The sequence below is a fragment of the Marinobacter sp. 1-4A genome (assembly GCF_016597725.1).
Classification (GTDB): Bacteria; Pseudomonadota; Gammaproteobacteria; order Pseudomonadales; family Oleiphilaceae; genus Marinobacter.
Genome location: NZ_VCGY01000005.1, coordinates 180,888 through 197,166, shown reverse-complemented (window position 1 = coordinate 197,166; position 16,279 = coordinate 180,888). Strand labels below are relative to the sequence as shown.

Here is a 16,279-nt window from a genome sequence, read left to right as displayed (position 1 = left end):
GTAGGTGAGCTGGCTTTGCATCCATAAGCTACCTGCACAGACAAGTTTTGAACTTGGACTTTTCGAAATTGAACGGTTTTTTGATATTGGAGAGAGTTGATGGCTGATTATCAGGCACCCTTGCGTGACATGCGTTTTGTTCTAAACGAAGTTTTTGATGCTCCTGCGCTCTGGGCATCATTACCCAAAGTGGCGGAGAATGTTGATCCGGACACCGCTGACGCGATTCTTGAAGAAGCCGGTAAAATCACAAGCGGTGTTCTCGCCCCGCTAAACCGCGAAGCGGATGAACAAGGCTGTAAGTGGAAGGAGGGCGAGGTAACTTCGCCAGATGGTTTTAAAGAAGCTTATCAGACGATTGTAGAGGGCGGTTGGAACGGTCTTGGCGGCAACCCTGAATTTGGCGGAATGGGCATGCCTAAAACGTTGGTGGCCCAATTTGAAGAGATGATGCAGGGCGCCAATATGGCTTTTGGCCTGGCTCCGATGCTGACAGCCGGTGCTTGCCTTGCACTCGACGCACACGGCAGTCAGGAGTTGAAAGAAAAGTACCTTCCTAACATGTACTCCGGTGTTTGGGCTGGTGCTATGGACTTGACTGAGCCCCATGCCGGCACGGATCTGGGTATTATCCGCACCAAAGCTGAGCCAAACGACGACGGATCGTTCAATGTAACTGGCACCAAGATTTTTATCACTTGGGGCGAACACGACATGGCGGAGAATATTATCCACCTTGTGTTGGCCAAGCTGCCGGGAGCCCCGAAGGGTCCCAAGGGAATCTCTTTGCTGCTGGTTCCCAAGTTTCTGGTGAACGATGATGGATCCTTGGGCGAGCGTAATAGTTTCAGCTGTGGCTCCATCGAGAAGAAAATGGGCATCAAAGGTTCCGCAACCTGCGTGATGAACTTTGATGGTGCCAAAGGCTGGCTGGTAGGCGAGGAAAACAAAGGCCTGAACGCTATGTTCACCATGATGAACTACGAGCGCCTAGGCGTTGGTATTCAGGGTGTAGGCGCCGCAGAAGCTTCCCTGCAAAGTGCACGGGAATACGCCATGGAGCGCATCCAAAGCCGTGCGCCAACTGGTGCGCAACAGCCGGAAAAGGCGGCAGATCCGATCTTGGTTCATCCGGATGTGCGCCGCATGCTGCTGACTATGAAGGGCTATGTGGAAGGCGGTCGCGCTTTCTCGACCTACGTGGCGCAATGGCTGGACATTTCCAAGTACGCAGATGCGGCTGATGAAGATCGTCGCAAGCACGCCGAGGGCATGGTTGCGTTGCTGACGCCAGTCGCAAAAGCATTCCTAACGGACCGTGGTCTTGACGCCTGCATTATGGGCCAGCAAGTGTTTGGTGGTCACGGGTTTATCCGTGAGTGGGGCCAAGAGCAGTTGGTACGTGACTGCCGTATTACCCAGATCTACGAGGGTACCAACGGTATTCAGGCACTGGATTTGATGGGGCGTAAGGTTGTTGGCAGTCAGGGCAAGCTGTATGAGCTGTTCGCTGAAGATGTCGCCAGCTTCATTGAAGAAAACAGCAGTGAAGAAAGCCTGCGTCCATATATCGAGCCACTCGCAGCTGCATTCGAGCGTTTGTCTGACGTGACTGAGCATGTTATCAAGCAAGCCTCCGACAACCCCAACGCCATTGGTGCCGCTTCAGTGGATTATCTGGACCTGTTTGGGCTAACAGCATTGGGCTACATGTGGGCTCGAATTGTTAAAGCGGCCGCACCAAAGGCGGGTGATGATACGTCTGGCTTCTACAGTGGAAAACTGAAGACTGCACGCTTCTACTATGACCGTCTACTGCCGAAAACCGTCTCTCTTGCAGAGGGTATTCGCAGTGGTAGTGATTCTATGATGGCGCATACTGCCGAGGAATTTTAACGGCTCTGTATGGGGGCTCTAAGTAGTTGAGTCCCCTATCGACCATAAAAAAGCAGGCTCTTTGGCCTGCTTTTTTTATGGTATTCAGTTTTGCCATTAGACAGTTAGTTGGTCTGGGGCACTAAACTAAAGGCGCTCCATGCGAGTCGGATCAGTAATAAAGGGATTCTCATTTCCCTGAATCTCCGCTATGCGCTTATGCCGCGACAGCTCTCTGTCATCTGGCGGGTCGGCCCGATTCCAGCCTTGGAATACCTGAGCTGGCCCAAGCCAGGGGAGACCGTAGGTGCCAACCATATAGCCCATGCTGCGGGCGATATCACCTTTTACTCTGGTGGGAGGCTCGAAGAAAATGCCGCTTTCTCGGATGCCACAATCGTTCTCTTCAATTGACGCCTCAATATTGTCATAGCGGGTGTTTCTACGCCGAAGCTCGGTGCGGTTTCCCACCGGGATCATATTGTGAAGGTCAGAAGCGATTTGGCGATAACGGTTGTCTTGCTCGCACTGACGTGTGGTGCCACATGAAAGAGCATTGCGTATATCGGCGAGAGGATAAATATATCCCTCTGTCAGCGAGAAGCCTTTCTTAGAGAATTCTTTGTCGCAGAAGAAGGATTGACCACCTTCGGAGTAGAGGTTCCCCCAGAATTCCTCCTTGATGACCGTGTCCGGGTCGCTGAAGCGCGTATTTTGTGCGACAACAACTGCCGTTGCTAAAAACAGAGTAAGAGCTGTAATGAGGGTAAGAGAGTTTTTCATGAGCCAATGTTACCTCTTAGCGTCTGACAGCGCCTTGGCGAACCGGGCCTTAATCATCGCTGTCATTGGCGAAATAAGGCGGGTTTGCCGGAAAAATAATGACGTGCAGTTCACTTATGGGAGGATTATGGCATAAGGGCTCTTGATACAAGAGCCCTTAGGTTAAAATTTACAGCGTAGTGTTAACGGCTTAACGTTTTTACTTCATTTTGTCGCGAATATTCTGGTAGCTCGACTTCAAATCTTCGCCCAGCTTTTTTGCCGTTTGCCGTGCTTCCTGAGATGCTTCGCTCGCCTCATCCATTACTTGATCAAACCGGACTCGGAATTTATCCCATTCTTGCTCGAGGTCATCAAACTCATCTTTTACTTCCTGGCGCGCCAAATGCAGCTGAACGCGTGCTTCGTCGCGATATTGTTTGATTTTATCCGAGAGCGATTTAAGTTCTTCTTGAATACCCATATCAAGCACCTCTGTTTAATGAGTGGTTCTCCACCATGCGCCGGGGTATGAAAAACAGTCAAGTGACAGTGAAGCAAGAAAGGTTATATATAGGTTGCGTTTGATCTATGTCAGGATCTTGAAGCCAGAAGCGCAGACATATCGCGTAGGTAGTGCCAGGGGGACAGAGTATCAAAGCCTTTTGTGGCTCGATCAACTTGGCTGCACAGTTTCAAGGCTTCGTGCAGTTGCACAGGGGTTAGGCGCCGGGCCGCTTGCTCCAGCGCCCGCGCTCGTTGTGGCTGGAAGACGCCGCGCTTTTTGAAGAATGCGGAGGGGGTTTCAGCTCTGTTCTCACCCGTTTTCAATTCTAGAAGCAAGTTGATGTCACGGGTTAGTACCGCCAGAAGTCCGAGGGGGTTTTCACCTTCTTGCTGCAGTACGCCAATCATCTTACCTGCGTGAGGCGCTCGGCCGCTGAGTAGCTCGGTTACCAGTTCATACCCGTTAAAGCGCGAACTGTCCTGAACGGCTTGCTCTATTGTTTCTTCATCTATCGTATTGCCATTGCTCAGCAGTGACAGTCTGTCGAGCTCCTGACTGGCGGCCAGCAGGTTCCCCTCAAGCCGTTCTGCCAACATTGCGAGTGCTCCGCGGGTCAGGCTAAGGCCTTGGTTTTTAGCCCGCTGTTGAAGCCAACCAGAAAATTTGTCTGCATCCACCGGCCATACCGGTACATGCACACCTTTGGATTGGAGTTCTTTGTACCACTTTCGGCGAGTTTCTGCCGCGTCCAGACGTGTGCTGATCAGAAGGAGGATAATGTCTTCCGGCGGTTGTGCGAGAACCCTTTCTAGAACGGTGCGGCCGTCTCCCAACTTACCTGTCGGCAAACGGATTTCGATTCGGCGCCGGTCGGAGAACAAGGACATGGCGCTGAATTCGTCGGCCACAGTGTTCCAATCGAGTTGTTGATCCGCTTGAAACGTTAAACGGTCGTGAAAACCTGCATCTTTGGCAGCGCTCCGGATTTGATCGCAACATTCCTGCACCAGTAACGGCTCGTCTCCGGAAATAAGGTAGACCGGTGCAAGGCCTTTTCGGAGCAGCTGTGTCAGTTGGCCCGGATTGGTTTTCATGGTGTGGCGTTTTGCGATTTTGCCGGAGAGTTGGACTTCTGGTGCTGGTCTCGAATTTCTCGCAGCCGTTCTCTGGTAATCGGAGCAAGCCGGAATATGATCTGTTGAGCTAAACGATCGCTTAATTGCTGCTGCAGGTTGTCTTCCTCGCGCTGTTTGGCGAGTACATTGGTCTCGTCGTACCTGTAGCTCTCGGTGGTGGTGAGGCGGGTGTTGGCAATAACAGGAACGCCATCAGTGCTTATCAGCTCAAGGCTCACCGAGTGTCTAAGTGTGTACTCTGCGGCTGCAGCTTGGACAGTAATAGCCGAGGCGCGACGGTCCTGCTCAAAGCCGCGAATGCTGAGCTGATAGTTTGAGCCTGCCTCTTCCGTTGCCAGCTCAACGCCTCCAAGTTCAAGTTGCTGACGCACGGCTAGGCAAAGGGAAGTAGGAACGGGAGGTTGACAGTCCAGCATAAGCGGTTCCAAAGCCGAGGAAACCGGCGGTGCGCTCCGCAACTGGAAGCCGCAGGCACCTAGGTTGGCCGCCAGTAACCCTGCGATAAACCATTTGGCGGTGCCTGCATGCACAGTGCGGAGCTGCATATCAGTTAGCTACCACGTTAACCAGTTTGCCGGGTACGACAATAACTTTGCGAACGGTGGCGCCCTCAACAAAGCGTATGACGTTCTCATTCTCCAACGCCAAAGCCTCAAGATCTGCTTTGCTGGTATCCGCAGGAACGTCGACTTTAGCCCGCACTTTGCCGTTCACCTGAAGAACCACCTGTATCTGGCTGCGAACCATAGCGGATTCATCGGCTACAGGCCAGGATGCGTCAACTACGGGATCGCTGTGGCCCAAAGACTGCCAAAGGGTGTGGCAGATATGCGGCACAATCGGTGCCAGCATCACGACAGCGGCCTCGAGAGCCTCTTGGCGAACAGCGCGCGTCTGCGGCTCGTCGTTGTTCAAGCGGCTGACTTCGTTCAGCAGCTCCATTACGGCAGCAATAGCGGTATTGAATGTGAGACGGCGGCTGATATCGTCGCTCACCTTGGCAATGGTTTCATGGGTTTTGCGCCGCAAGTCTTTTTGGGCGTCATTCAGAGCGTTGGCATCAAGGGCCGGGGCGGCGCCGCCTGCGACCTGTTCGTTCACCAAGCGCCATAGACGCTTGAGGAAGCGGTGAGCGCCCTCTACGGCACTGTCTGACCATTCAAGAGACTGTTCGGGGGGGGCAGCGAACATCATGAACAGGCGAACAGTATCAGCGCCGTGAGCGTCAATGATGGACTGCGGATCTATGCCGTTGTTCTTGGATTTGGACATCTTGGTGACGCCACCGGCGATTACAGGTTGTCCGTCTTCCTTGTGCACCGCACCAATGGCGTGGCCTTTTTCGTCCCGCTCTACAACGACGTCTGCGGGTGAAATCCAGACCTTGCCGCCCTTGTCGTCTTCACGATAGTAGGTGTCTGCCAACACCATGCCTTGGGTCAGTAGCTGCTTGAAAGGCTCGGAGCTGTTAACCAGACCAACATCACGTAGAAGCTTGTGGAAGAAGCGTGCGTAAAGCAGATGCAAGATGGCGTGTTCGATGCCACCGATATACTGGTCCACAGGCAGCCAGTAGTTTGCAGCCGCTGGGTCCAGCATGCCTTTGTCGTAATTCGGGCTGCAGAAACGTGCGTAATACCAAGATGACTCCATAAATGTGTCGAAGGTATCGGTTTCCAGTGTTGCTGGCTGGCCGTTGAATGACGTCTTTGCCCACTCTGGGTCGGCTTTAATGGGAGACTGGACGCCGTCCATTTCAACGTCTTCCGGCAAACGCACAGGGAGTTGGTCATCCGGAACCGGGCGCTGGGTGCCATCTTCCATCGTCATCATGGGAATGGGCGCGCCCCAGTAACGCTGGCGTGACACGCCCCAGTCACGCAGGCGGTAGTTGACCGTGCGCTTACCAATACCATTGTCTTCAAGGTGTTCGGCTATGGCGTCAAAGGCTTCATCGCTGGTAAGGCCGCTGTATTTTCCAGAGGAAACCAGCACACCTTTTTCTGTAAAGGCCTTTTCTTGAACGTCGATTTCGCGGCCATCATTGGCAGCGATAACTTGTTTTACGGGCAAGCGATATTTGAGTGCGAATTCGTGGTCGCGATCATCATGGCCGGGAACCGCCATCAGAGCGCCGGTGCCGTAATCTGTAAGCACAAAATTGGCGATCCAAACCGGAATCTCTTCCTGAGTCAGCGGGTGTATGGCCTTGAATCCGGTATCAACACCTTTCTTTTCCATGGTGGCCATTTCGGCCTCTGCAACCTTGCTGTTGCGACACTCCTCTACAAAATTAGCCACATCTGTGTGCCGTTCGGCAGCCGCTTTGGCCAGCGGATGCTCTGCGGCTACGGCCATGTAGCTCACGCCCATTAAAGTGTCGGGGCGGGTAGTGTAAACCGTGAGGCCGTCTTCGCTGTCTTTTAGCGGGAAGGTGAGCTCCGTGCCCACAGATTTACCGATCCAGTTGCGTTGCATGGTCTTGACCTGCTCAGGCCAGCCATCGAGATCGTCCATGTCGTTCAGTAGTTCTTCGGCGTAATCGGTTATACGAATGAACCACTGGGGTATCTTTTTCTGTTCAACCAGAGCGCCTGAACGCCAGCCGCGGCCGTCAACCACTTGCTCGTTGGCAAGAACGGTTTGATCTACTGGGTCCCAGTTCACGGTGGACATTTTCTTGTACACCAAGCCTTTCTCATAAAGGCGAGCGAAGAACCATTGCTCCCAGCGATAGTAATCTGGCTTGCAAGTGGCCAGTTCGCGGCTCCAGTCGTAGCCAAAACCCAGTTGTTTGAGCTGGTTTTTCATGTATTCGATGTTGGCGTAAGTCCACTTGGCCGGTGCCGTTTTGTTGGCGATGGCTGCGTTCTCTGCAGGGAGGCCGAATGCGTCCCAGCCCATGGGCTGCATGACGTTTTTGCCTTGCATGCGCTGATAACGGGAGATTACGTCGCCAATGGTGTAGTTGCGTACGTGGCCCATGTGCAGCTTGCCGCTGGGGTAGGGGAACATAGACAGGCAGTAGTATTTCGGCTTACCCGGTTCTTCCCTGACTTCAAAGGTTTTGTTCTCGTCCCAGAAGGTGCGCGCATTGTGTTCAACGTCACGGGGATTGTAGTGCTCGTCCATACCTGCCATTACTAAAGTTACCCTGTATCAAAATGATGTGCGGAGCGGCCGAACATTCTAACGCACAGAAGGCGTAACAGGTAGCCTGCCAAAAGCCTGATACTGTGCCATGATGATAAATAAGGTGAAGGTTGCCAGCCGGTGGGTCTCCCCGGAACACGCCGTGAATACATCCATGTAGGCTTGTCGGCAGCATCCCTGCTGCCGACAGTTCCGGGGAGACCCACCGGCTGACGCCCCGTAAATTATGAGGAGTCCTCCATGACAGAGCCAGAAAGAAGTCACTTATCCGGAAAAGCCCTCGAAGTATATGACCGTATGCTCGAGCGAGTGCAGAGTCGCCTAAGAGCAATACAGGAAACTTCTTTGGACACTTTGGAAGAAGAAGTTGATAAAGCGATTGAGGCAGAGCAAGAGCTGGAGGAGATGACCAGAGATGAAATCAGCCTCCTCGGGACCTACCTTCAGCGAGATCTTGAGCACCTTATCCACTTTGTGGACGAAACCGGAGAAGGGCTGGCAGAATGGTTGCAGCTTGATTTGGCGTTGCTAGAACAGCGGCTTACCGAGCGCTTGCTGTCGGTTGCCGACCAAACCTTGGTCGACACTCTGGCACTGCGACAAAAACTCGAAAGCCATGACGCCGGGCAATACATCGCCGGGGAAGTGGCCACCGCTGGTATGTTCCAGTGTCTGAGCTGCGAGCACATGCTGTGCCTCACATCGACTAGCCATTTAGAACCATGCGAAGCCTGCGGCTCGCAATACTACAAGCGGGTTACCAGTATTTGGCCGCGCAAGGAAAGCTGATAAATACATTATAGGGTAAGCGCGTTCATTGGTGGGCTTTCGCTGGCTCAGAGGTAGCCAAGGCCGTGTAGGTTTTCAAAACTGTGCGGAGCCATGGATGGCGGAGCCAAGCGTACACGGACGTATTCACAGCGTGTTTTGAAAACCTACACGGCCTTGGCTGTATGCTCCTAGGCTCGAATCAGTTTTTAGGAATAACCCGCTCACGAACAAACACAATCAAAATCAACGCTAAGGTAAGAACCGGCCAAGAAGCCGTCATCATATACGGCGTGCTACCACTAGCCTTAAATACTTCACCAGTTAGCACCGCACGCTCAAACTGCGGAATACGTGCCGTAATCTGCCCCTTGTTATCAATGATCGCCGTCACCCCATTATTGGTACCGCGAATCATATAACGTCCGGTTTCCAAAGCTCGCATACGCGCAATCTGTAAATGCTGCAACGGTCCCACAGAATCACCGAACCAGCCATCGTTACTGATCGTTAGCAGCAAATCCGAATTAACCGCATTGCGGGCAAGAAAGTCCGGGTAAGCCACCTCGTAGCAAATAAACGGCATCACCTTGGTACCGTTAGCAACCAAAGGCGACTGGTTTTCAGGGCCTCGAGTAAAGCTCGACATGGGTAAGTCAAAAAAACCGATCAGCCCGCGTAAAATACCCTCAAGCGGAACATACTCCCCAAAAGGCACCAACTTCTGCTTGTGATAAATTCCTTCGCCGTTCCCAATGGCCGTAATACTATTGTGGAAGGTAAAACCGCTAGCTCGCTCGCTGAAACCGTACCACGGAATACCGGTTATCAGCGTGCTCTCGTCACCCAGCTTCTCCGCAATGTGATCAATGATCTTACCTGCCTGATCCTGAGGGATGGGAATAGCTGTTTCTGGCCAAAGGATTAGATCAGTGTTCCAGTAAGGTTCCGTCATGCCCAGATAAGCCACGATCTGGTCCTTCAGAAACTCCGGGTCCCACTTGACCTGCTGCGGAATGTTGCCCTGCATAGCGGCCACAGACGTGGGTTCGGTACTGATATCTGTCCAGTCAACCCGGTTGAGCGCCGGGGCGGCAAGCCAAGGAGTGAGTGCCGCAACTGCGACGATTCCAGCGCTGATTAGGCGCTGTTGCGCGATAAACCAGCCTGCAGCGATAATGGCAGCACCGCTTGCCGCGATCACGAAGGTGAGGCCGTGAACGCCGACCACGGGCGCCATCCCTGCCAATGGCCCGTCGGTATGGGCAGTGCCAAGATAGAGCCAGGGAAAACCTGTTAATAACCAGCCACGGAGCCAGTCGCCGAGAATCCAAATGGCTGGGAATAGAATCAGCCGCCGTACAGCGCTGTGTTTAGCCAGCTTGCCCCAGAACCAGAAGGCGAGGGCCGGGAATAGAGCTAGTACCGCCACAAAGGCCGCTGTGAGCAAAACTGAAACGGGAATGGAGGTGTTGCCGAATTCACTGATACTAATGTAGACCCAAGTGGCACCCGAGCCAAATAGGCCCAAGCCAACTAGCAAACCCGAAAGAAAAAGTTTGTTTGCTGGTATGGGAATAGTCACCAGCAAAATAAGCACCGCAGACACAGGCCCAAGCCACCAGAAGTGGAAGGGCGAGAAGGTCAGGGTTTGCAGGGCGCCGGCAACCAAAAGGGTTGCCGCGCTTAACCAGCGGTTGGAGAAAAACGAATAAGCTGGGGTATTAGAAGGTGATGCTTGATCAGGGCTCACTACGGGTTACCTGTAACAGACGGATGACACGGTTATCAGCGTTGGCAATGGTAAAGCGCAAGCCGCCAAATTCAACCGTTTCGCCACGTCTGGGCAGGTGACCAAATTCCTTGAGTACTACGCCGCCAATGGTGTCGAATTCTTCTTCATCAAATCCGGTATTAAAAAACTCGTTGAAATCATCAACCGGGGTGACCGCCTTTACGGCGTGGGAGCCATCGCCTCGGGCCTTGATGTGTGTTTCTTCGTCGAAATCGTGTTCATCTTCGATTTCTCCGACGATTTGCTCCAACACATCTTCAATGGTTACCAGACCCGCCGTGCCGCCGTATTCGTCCACGACTATGGCCATGTGATTGCGGTTTTCCTTGAACTGCTTGAGCAACTGGTTCAGGCGTTTGCTTTCAGGAACAAAGGTGGGGGGGCGCAGAAGTTCGCGCACGTGCGACCAGTCCATATCGTCATCAAGCGCCAGAGGCAGAAGATCTTTTGCAAGAAGCACGCCGATAACATCATCCTGACTATCGCCAATAACCGGGAAGCGGCTATGGGCAGACCGGATAATTTCACCTAGGTATTCTTTGGGATCCTGAGACGCACGTACAGTGACCATTTGGGAGCGGGGGATCATAATTTCATCCACTCGCATGTCCACCACCTGCATGGCACCTTCGATAATGCTCATGGCATCGGCGTCGATGATGCCCTCAGTTTCCGCGCTTCTTAGAACCTCCAGCACGTCTTCGATAGATTCCGGCCCGCTGGAGAAGGCGTGTGATATACGCTCCAGCCAGGACTTGTTGGAGCCCTGACTGCGACTCGACTGATCGTCGCTCATGAGTCTTTTACCGTTTCCTCTGCTTCGTAGGGATTGCTGAAACCAAACTTTGCCAGCAATTGAATTTCCAAGGCTTCCATGGCCTCTGCATCTTCGTCATTTATATGATCGTATCCCTGAAGATGCAACATACCGTGAATAACCATATGTGCCCAATGGGCCGATGGTTCTTTGTGTTGTAATTTTGCCTCATTTTCCACAACTGGGGCACAAATAACGAGATCCCCTGCTAATGGCACCGTTATACCGGCTGGCGCTTCAAATGGAAAGGACAACACATTGGTGGGTTTGTCCTTGCCTCGGTATTGGTGATTCAATGACTGGCTCTCTTCAATATCGACGATACGAATCGTCACTTCCGATGGATCCGCACCCAGCCAGGCCGCCTGAGCCCAAGTTTGAAGCTGTGGCCCAGCGGGCACGCCAGACCCATCGAATGCATTCTGGAAGTCAACCGTCAGCTCATTCACTGTTTGCGGTCGCTCCCTTTGTTGCTTCCTTCGTCGATTGAATCATAGGCTTCTACAATTCGCTGGACCAGTGGGTGCCGAACCACGTCTTTGGCCTCAAAACGCGTAAAACCGATGCCGGTCACATTTTTTAAAACGGTTGCCGCGTGGATCAACCCCGAGTTTTGACCGCGCGGAAGGTCTACCTGAGTAGTGTCGCCGGTAATCACTGCAGTGGACCCAAAGCCGATGCGGGTTAGGAACATTTTCATCTGCTCGCGGGTGGTGTTCTGGCTTTCGTCGAGAATAATAAAGGAGTTGTTCAGGGTGCGACCACGCATGAAGGCCAGAGGCGCAATCTCGATCACACTTTTCTCAATCAAGCGTGTGACGTTATCAAAGCCAAGCATTTCATAGAGGGCGTCATATAGCGGTCTCAGATAAGGATCGACCTTCTGCGCTAGATCCCCGGGCAGGAAGCCAAGCTTCTCACCCGCCTCGACGGCTGGGCGTACCAAAAGAATTCGTTTCACTTGCTCGTCTTTCAGTGCTTCCACAGCGCAGGCTACCGCTAACCAGGTCTTGCCTGTACCGGCGGGGCCAATGCCAAAGTTAATGTCGTGGGAGCGAATGCTGTGAACATACTTTTGCTGATTCGCGCCACGGGGCTTGGCGGTGAGTTTGGGGGTTTTGATGATGGTGACGGCGCCATCAAAGGGTATGTCTTCGGGCAGCCTTTCAAACCCCGTTTCCCGGATGTACAGGTGCACGGTGTCTGGGGATATGTCGTCTGTGGCTTCGGTTTCCCGATACAGGTGGCGAATCACTTCTACCGCTGCGGCAACGTGTTCGGTTTCACCCTCCACCCGGAAGTGGTGGCCTCGTCGGTTAATAGAGACTTGCAGGCGTCGTTCGATGTGTTTCAAATTCTCATCAAACTGTCCACACAGGGTGGTAAGCCTGCGTTGGTCTGCCGGGTGTAAATCAAATTGTCTGGAATCGTTGGTGTTCAAATTTTCTCCGTTTTACTCCCTTCTTTTGGGAGTATGTATACCTGACTTTGGTGCTTACGGGTCTGAGCGAGGCCCTCCTCCCAAAAAGCGCCCGTGAATACGTCCATGTAGGGCTCGGTCGGGCCATCCTTGGCCCTCCACGTTTTTGGGAGGAGGGCCTCGCTCAGACCCTTTTTAGACTATGTGCTGGCCCAAAAGTTAAAAACAAGTAGCTGGGTGCTATTTGGTGATTTACTGCCATGCCGATGACATCACGTTAAGAAGTTTATAAAAGCGTTTGGCATGCCAGAGCAGAGCTGGCAGAGAGTGGTGGGACGGCCTTCCCGCCGCTCTCATACTCAACACCACAAGCACATAGGAGCCAATGCCTAATGCAGCTCCGAATCCACAGGCACGCCCCTCAAAGAGTTAGCGTAAGCCTCAACAATCTCAACATCGATGAAGTGGCCAACCACCTCCGGATTCTCATGCCGGAAGTTTACAATCCGGTTGTTCTCCGTGCGACCTGAATACTCGCCTGGATCCTTTTTCGACAAACCGGTAACGAGAATGCGCTGAGTCGAGCCCACCATCTTGCGGCTGATATCCATCACCGTTTGGTTGATCCGATCCTGCAGGATTTTAAGGCGCTGCTTCTTAACTTCCATCGGCGTTTCATCAGGTAGATCCGATGCCGGCGTGCCCGGACGGGCGCTGTAAACAAAGCTGAAGGACATATCGAAACCGATATCGTTGATCAACTTCATGGTGTCTTCAAAGTCTTTCTCGGTTTCACCCGGGAAACCAATAATGAAGTCTGAAGAAAAGCTGATGTCAGGCCGAATCTTGCGCAGGCGACGTAGTTTTGATTTGTATTCCAGTGCAGTATGGCCGCGCTTCATGGCGGCCAGAATGCGATCGGAGCCGCTTTGTACCGGCAGGTGCAAGTGGCTGACGAGTTCGGGTACCTGCTCGTAGACTTCAATCATTGCATCGGTGAATTCAACCGGATGCGAGGTGGTGTAGCGAATGCGGTCAATGCCGTCGATGGTGGCGATTAGGGTGATCAGTTCCGCCAGATCCATTACATCGCCATCGTGAGTATCCCCGCGGTAAGCGTTAACGTTTTGGCCTAGTAGGTTTACTTCCCTAACGCCTTGGCTGGCTAAATGGGCAACTTCTGCGATTACGTCGTCGGCCGGTCGGCTGACTTCTTCGCCGCGAGTGTAGGGCACCACGCAGAAGGTGCAGTATTTGCTGCAGCCTTCCATGATAGAGACGAATGCAGACGGGCCGTCGGCGCCTGGTTCTGGCAGGTTGTCGAACTTTTCGATTTCCGGAAAGCTCACATCCACCACGCCTACGCCGTTACCTTTCATGCGCACTTCGGTAATCATATCCGGCAAGCGGTGGAGGGTTTGCGGGCCGAAGACCATGTCGACATAGGGTGCGCGATCAAGAATGGCCTGACCTTCTTGGCTGGCGACGCAGCCGCCCACGCCGATAATCAGTTCCGGCTTGTTTGCTTTGAGCTTTTTCCAGCGACCCAGTTGATGGAAAACCTTTTCCTGTGCCTTTTCACGGATGGAGCAGGTGTTTAGCAACAGGATGTCGGCGTCATCTGGCGATTCGGTCATTTCCACCGCTTCGCCGGTTTTAAGTAGGTCGGCCATGCGGGATGAGTCGTATTCGTTCATCTGGCAACCGTGGGTTTTGATGTACAGCTTTTTGGCCATGGGTCTCAACACAACTGGATGTATTTGGCGCCCGGAATTATGAAATGTCCGGAATGAGCGCTCTGAAAAGGAGAACTGCGTATTATAACGGGGTGATCATTCTGCAACCAGCGTTGTCTCGGTAATCTGCCAGTTTTGCTGTGGTATTATGCGCGGTTTCTGACAATCCGAGCATGAAGCAGTTGACGAGGTTCTTCCCAAAACACGCTACAAGCACATCCATGTGCGCTTGTTTCGGGCCGTCCATGGCCCTCAACAGTTTTGGGAAGAACCTCGCCAACTGCTTCCCGAACTTTCGAGATAACTCAAAAAGCCCATGACCCCCGAACGACTTGCCCGTATTAAACAGGTACTAAACACCCGCCAGCCGGACCTGAGTGTTTTGACCGATCAGGTCCACAAACCACGAAACCTCTCCGCGATACTCCGCTCCTGTGATGCCTTCGGGCTAGCGAATATGCACGTGGTCTGGCCAAAAGAGGGTTTTCGGGCTTTTCGGAAAACTGCCGGTGGCAGCTTTAAATGGGTGACGCCGCATACCCATCGCACCATGGACGAGGCCATAGAGAGCCTGAAGGCACAGGGCCACAAACTCTATGCTGCGCAGCTATCAGACCGGGCTATTGATTACCGCTCCGCAGACTTCACTGTTCCCTGTACCGTAATCATGGGTAATGAAGTTGATGGCGTAAGCGCCGGGGCAGCGGAGCAGGCAGACGAACACATCGTTATTCCTATGATGGGCATGGTGGAATCCCTCAACGTCTCCGCCGCCTGCGCCATTATCCTTTCCGAAGCCCAAAGGCAGCGAAAAGAGGCTGGCTTGTTCGATAATCGGCGTATTCCAGATGAAGACTATAATCGCCTACTCTTCAGTTGGTGTCAGCCCGTCGTCAAGCGCTACTGTGATGACCGAAACCTGTCATACCCACCCATCGATCACGAAACTGGTGAGCTGGTCGACGGAGTAGGCTGGATGCAGAAAGTAAGGGTGCAGCGGGCAAGCCGCATCCGTTGGAGCGAAAGCACCACCATAGAGACCGAGTAGTCAGATATATCTCTCCACTCAGATCGGCCCGTGGTGTGGTAAGGCTTTTCTGCCGGAAAAAGATGTCTGAGCGCAGCGAGTTGTTTTTCCAGAAGAAAAGCCTTACCACGCCGCGGAGCCAGCCGCCCAAGTGGCAGGTAAATCAAGCGGGGCCAAGGCCAATCGAAAGAATCACTCCTCGCGATTCTCCAAATACCGCTCCAACTGCTCCCGCAAAGCCTTAGGCAGGCGAGTAATCGTCAGCGCATCCTTGTCGCGATCATAGTAAATTGCCTGATTCACCAAATCTGAAGAAAAAGAAACACTCATACCGCCGCCAGAACCAGCAATACGCACCAGCTTCTTCACCTTCCGATGATCCGGATGCAGTACACCACTTTCCGGTAACTCCGCCGTTTTGCTGGCAAACTCCTTGAAACGCCCCGGCTCATCCTCATCCAAGTAACCAGAGAGCGCCTCAATCGCAACCGGCTCGCCCAAAGCATGCTGCTCCTTGCAGAACTCATAAGCCCGAGTGCGAACTTCGCCAGCCTTCTCAGGCTCTGAAGACTTTGCAAACGCCTCCACGGCATCCAGAAACGTCAGAGTTTCCTTCTCAACATCAATCTGATTGGTGAAGCCACACAGCCGGATAAACAGCTCTCCCGGCTCGCCAGTTCCACGTGCATGAACCAGTGTAAGGTAGTTCTCTGCGGCGTTATCGCCAAGCCAGTCATCCAATTCAACCCGCATAGCAAGATTCAGGCGGGACGTGCTCAGCACATCCGTTGTATCCAGAGCCTGATTGCCGTCGAAGCGCAGAGCGCCGTCAGTCTCCAGAACCATGACGTAAACAACGTCTGAATCTGCAAGAGCCTCGTGAACAACCACAAGTTGCCCCACGAACTCCTCCTGACAACTCGTAAGCAACTCCTGCCACTGCCCAAACACTCGATTCGTGAACGAAGCAAAACTCTGCTTGTCCTCCAGATAGTCCTTCAGCCAACTACTGAACGGACTCTCCCCAATATCCTCCGAGAATCGCCCGTACTTCTTGCCCGGCTTGCTGTTAAACAGCCGCTTCATCTGCTTATGCAGGCCCTCATAATCGCCACCCGGCTCCTGCAGCGCCTCGCCACTCTGAAGGCGGGCAGGTTGCCCCGGCTGATACTGACTGGAAAACGCGGTGCGCAGGTGCTTGATAGCCATAAACAGAGAATTCCCGAATTAAAGAAACAAAAAAGCCCCGAAGGAAACCTTCAGGGCCACAGATTCTGCCACG

Annotated in this window: 14 protein-coding genes; 3 read left to right on the top strand and 11 right to left on the bottom strand. The window is 53.1% G+C overall.

Going from position 1 to position 16,279, the window contains the following annotated elements:
* The first annotated feature begins 99 nt into the window (after window positions 1–99).
* Window positions 100–1,896: an acyl-CoA dehydrogenase C-terminal domain-containing protein gene (locus FE845_RS12555; protein ID WP_200365124.1), complete on the top strand. Its 1,797-nt coding sequence runs from the start codon at window positions 100–102 to the stop codon at window positions 1,894–1,896.
* A 126-nt stretch (window positions 1,897–2,022) separates the two neighbouring features.
* On the opposite strand, the gene FE845_RS12550 is transcribed toward FE845_RS12555, so the two are convergent.
* The 5 genes from FE845_RS12550 to leuS all read right to left on the bottom strand — a co-directional run bounded on the left by FE845_RS12550 (window position 2,023) and on the right by leuS (window position 7,413).
* Complete coding sequence (locus tag FE845_RS12550) at window positions 2,023–2,658, bottom strand: endonuclease (RefSeq protein ID WP_200365122.1); 636 nt, start codon at window positions 2,656–2,658, stop codon at window positions 2,023–2,025.
* Between the two features lie 199 nt (window positions 2,659–2,857).
* The gene (locus FE845_RS12545) at window positions 2,858–3,121 is read right to left on the bottom strand and encodes a hypothetical protein (RefSeq protein ID WP_200365120.1); all 264 of its coding nucleotides are present in this window, start codon (window positions 3,119–3,121) and stop codon (window positions 2,858–2,860) included.
* 110 nt (window positions 3,122–3,231) lie between these two features.
* Window positions 3,232–4,239, bottom strand: a complete 1,008-nt coding sequence (holA, locus tag FE845_RS12540; RefSeq protein ID WP_200365118.1) for a DNA polymerase III subunit delta — start codon at window positions 4,237–4,239, stop codon at window positions 3,232–3,234.
* On the bottom strand, window positions 4,236–4,826 hold the full coding sequence (gene lptE / locus FE845_RS12535) for an LPS assembly lipoprotein LptE (protein ID WP_200365116.1): 591 nt from the start codon (window positions 4,824–4,826) through the stop codon (window positions 4,236–4,238). The genes holA and lptE overlap by 4 nt, the downstream gene beginning before the upstream one ends.
* Window position 4,827: 1 nt before the next feature.
* The gene (gene leuS / locus FE845_RS12530; protein WP_200365453.1) at window positions 4,828–7,413 is read right to left on the bottom strand and encodes a leucine--tRNA ligase; all 2,586 of its coding nucleotides are present in this window, start codon (window positions 7,411–7,413) and stop codon (window positions 4,828–4,830) included.
* Window positions 7,414–7,674: 261 nt separating this feature from the next.
* On the opposite strand from leuS, the gene FE845_RS12525 reads away from it, so the two are divergent.
* Window positions 7,675–8,223, top strand: a complete 549-nt coding sequence (locus FE845_RS12525; protein ID WP_200365114.1) for a zinc ribbon-containing protein — start codon at window positions 7,675–7,677, stop codon at window positions 8,221–8,223.
* Between the two features lie 181 nt (window positions 8,224–8,404).
* Here the strand turns inward: FE845_RS12525 and lnt are convergent, their stop codons facing one another.
* The 5 genes from lnt to miaB all read right to left on the bottom strand — a co-directional run bounded on the left by lnt (window position 8,405) and on the right by miaB (window position 13,970).
* A complete protein-coding gene (gene lnt, locus FE845_RS12520) occupies window positions 8,405–9,955 on the bottom strand; it encodes an apolipoprotein N-acyltransferase (RefSeq protein ID WP_200365112.1) in 1,551 nt (516 codons plus the stop codon).
* Window positions 9,945–10,793 carry an HlyC/CorC family transporter gene (locus tag FE845_RS12515; RefSeq protein ID WP_200365110.1) on the bottom strand — a complete coding sequence of 283 codons (849 nt, stop codon included), beginning with the start codon at window positions 10,791–10,793 and terminating at the stop codon, window positions 9,945–9,947. The genes lnt and FE845_RS12515 overlap by 11 nt, the downstream gene beginning before the upstream one ends.
* Window positions 10,790–11,263, bottom strand: a complete 474-nt coding sequence (ybeY, locus tag FE845_RS12510) for an rRNA maturation RNase YbeY (protein ID WP_200365108.1) — start codon at window positions 11,261–11,263, stop codon at window positions 10,790–10,792. The genes FE845_RS12515 and ybeY overlap by 4 nt, the downstream gene beginning before the upstream one ends.
* Window positions 11,260–12,255, bottom strand: a complete 996-nt coding sequence (locus FE845_RS12505; protein ID WP_200365106.1) for a PhoH family protein — start codon at window positions 12,253–12,255, stop codon at window positions 11,260–11,262. Before FE845_RS12505 ends, ybeY begins: the two co-directional genes overlap by 4 nt.
* Window positions 12,256–12,623: 368 nt before the next feature.
* Complete coding sequence (miaB, locus tag FE845_RS12500) at window positions 12,624–13,970, bottom strand: tRNA (N6-isopentenyl adenosine(37)-C2)-methylthiotransferase MiaB (protein WP_200365104.1); 1,347 nt, start codon at window positions 13,968–13,970, stop codon at window positions 12,624–12,626.
* 316 nt (window positions 13,971–14,286) lie between these two features.
* On the opposite strand from miaB, the gene trmH reads away from it, so the two are divergent.
* Window positions 14,287–15,018, top strand: coding sequence for a tRNA (guanosine(18)-2'-O)-methyltransferase TrmH (gene trmH / locus FE845_RS12495; RefSeq protein ID WP_200365102.1), 732 nt, complete (start codon window positions 14,287–14,289; stop codon window positions 15,016–15,018).
* 171 nt (window positions 15,019–15,189) lie between these two features.
* Here trmH and FE845_RS12490 read toward each other — a convergent pair whose 3' ends face one another.
* Window positions 15,190–16,206, bottom strand: a complete 1,017-nt coding sequence (locus FE845_RS12490; RefSeq protein WP_200365100.1) for a nucleoid-associated protein — start codon at window positions 16,204–16,206, stop codon at window positions 15,190–15,192.
* Between the last annotated feature and the right edge of the window lie 73 nt (window positions 16,207–16,279).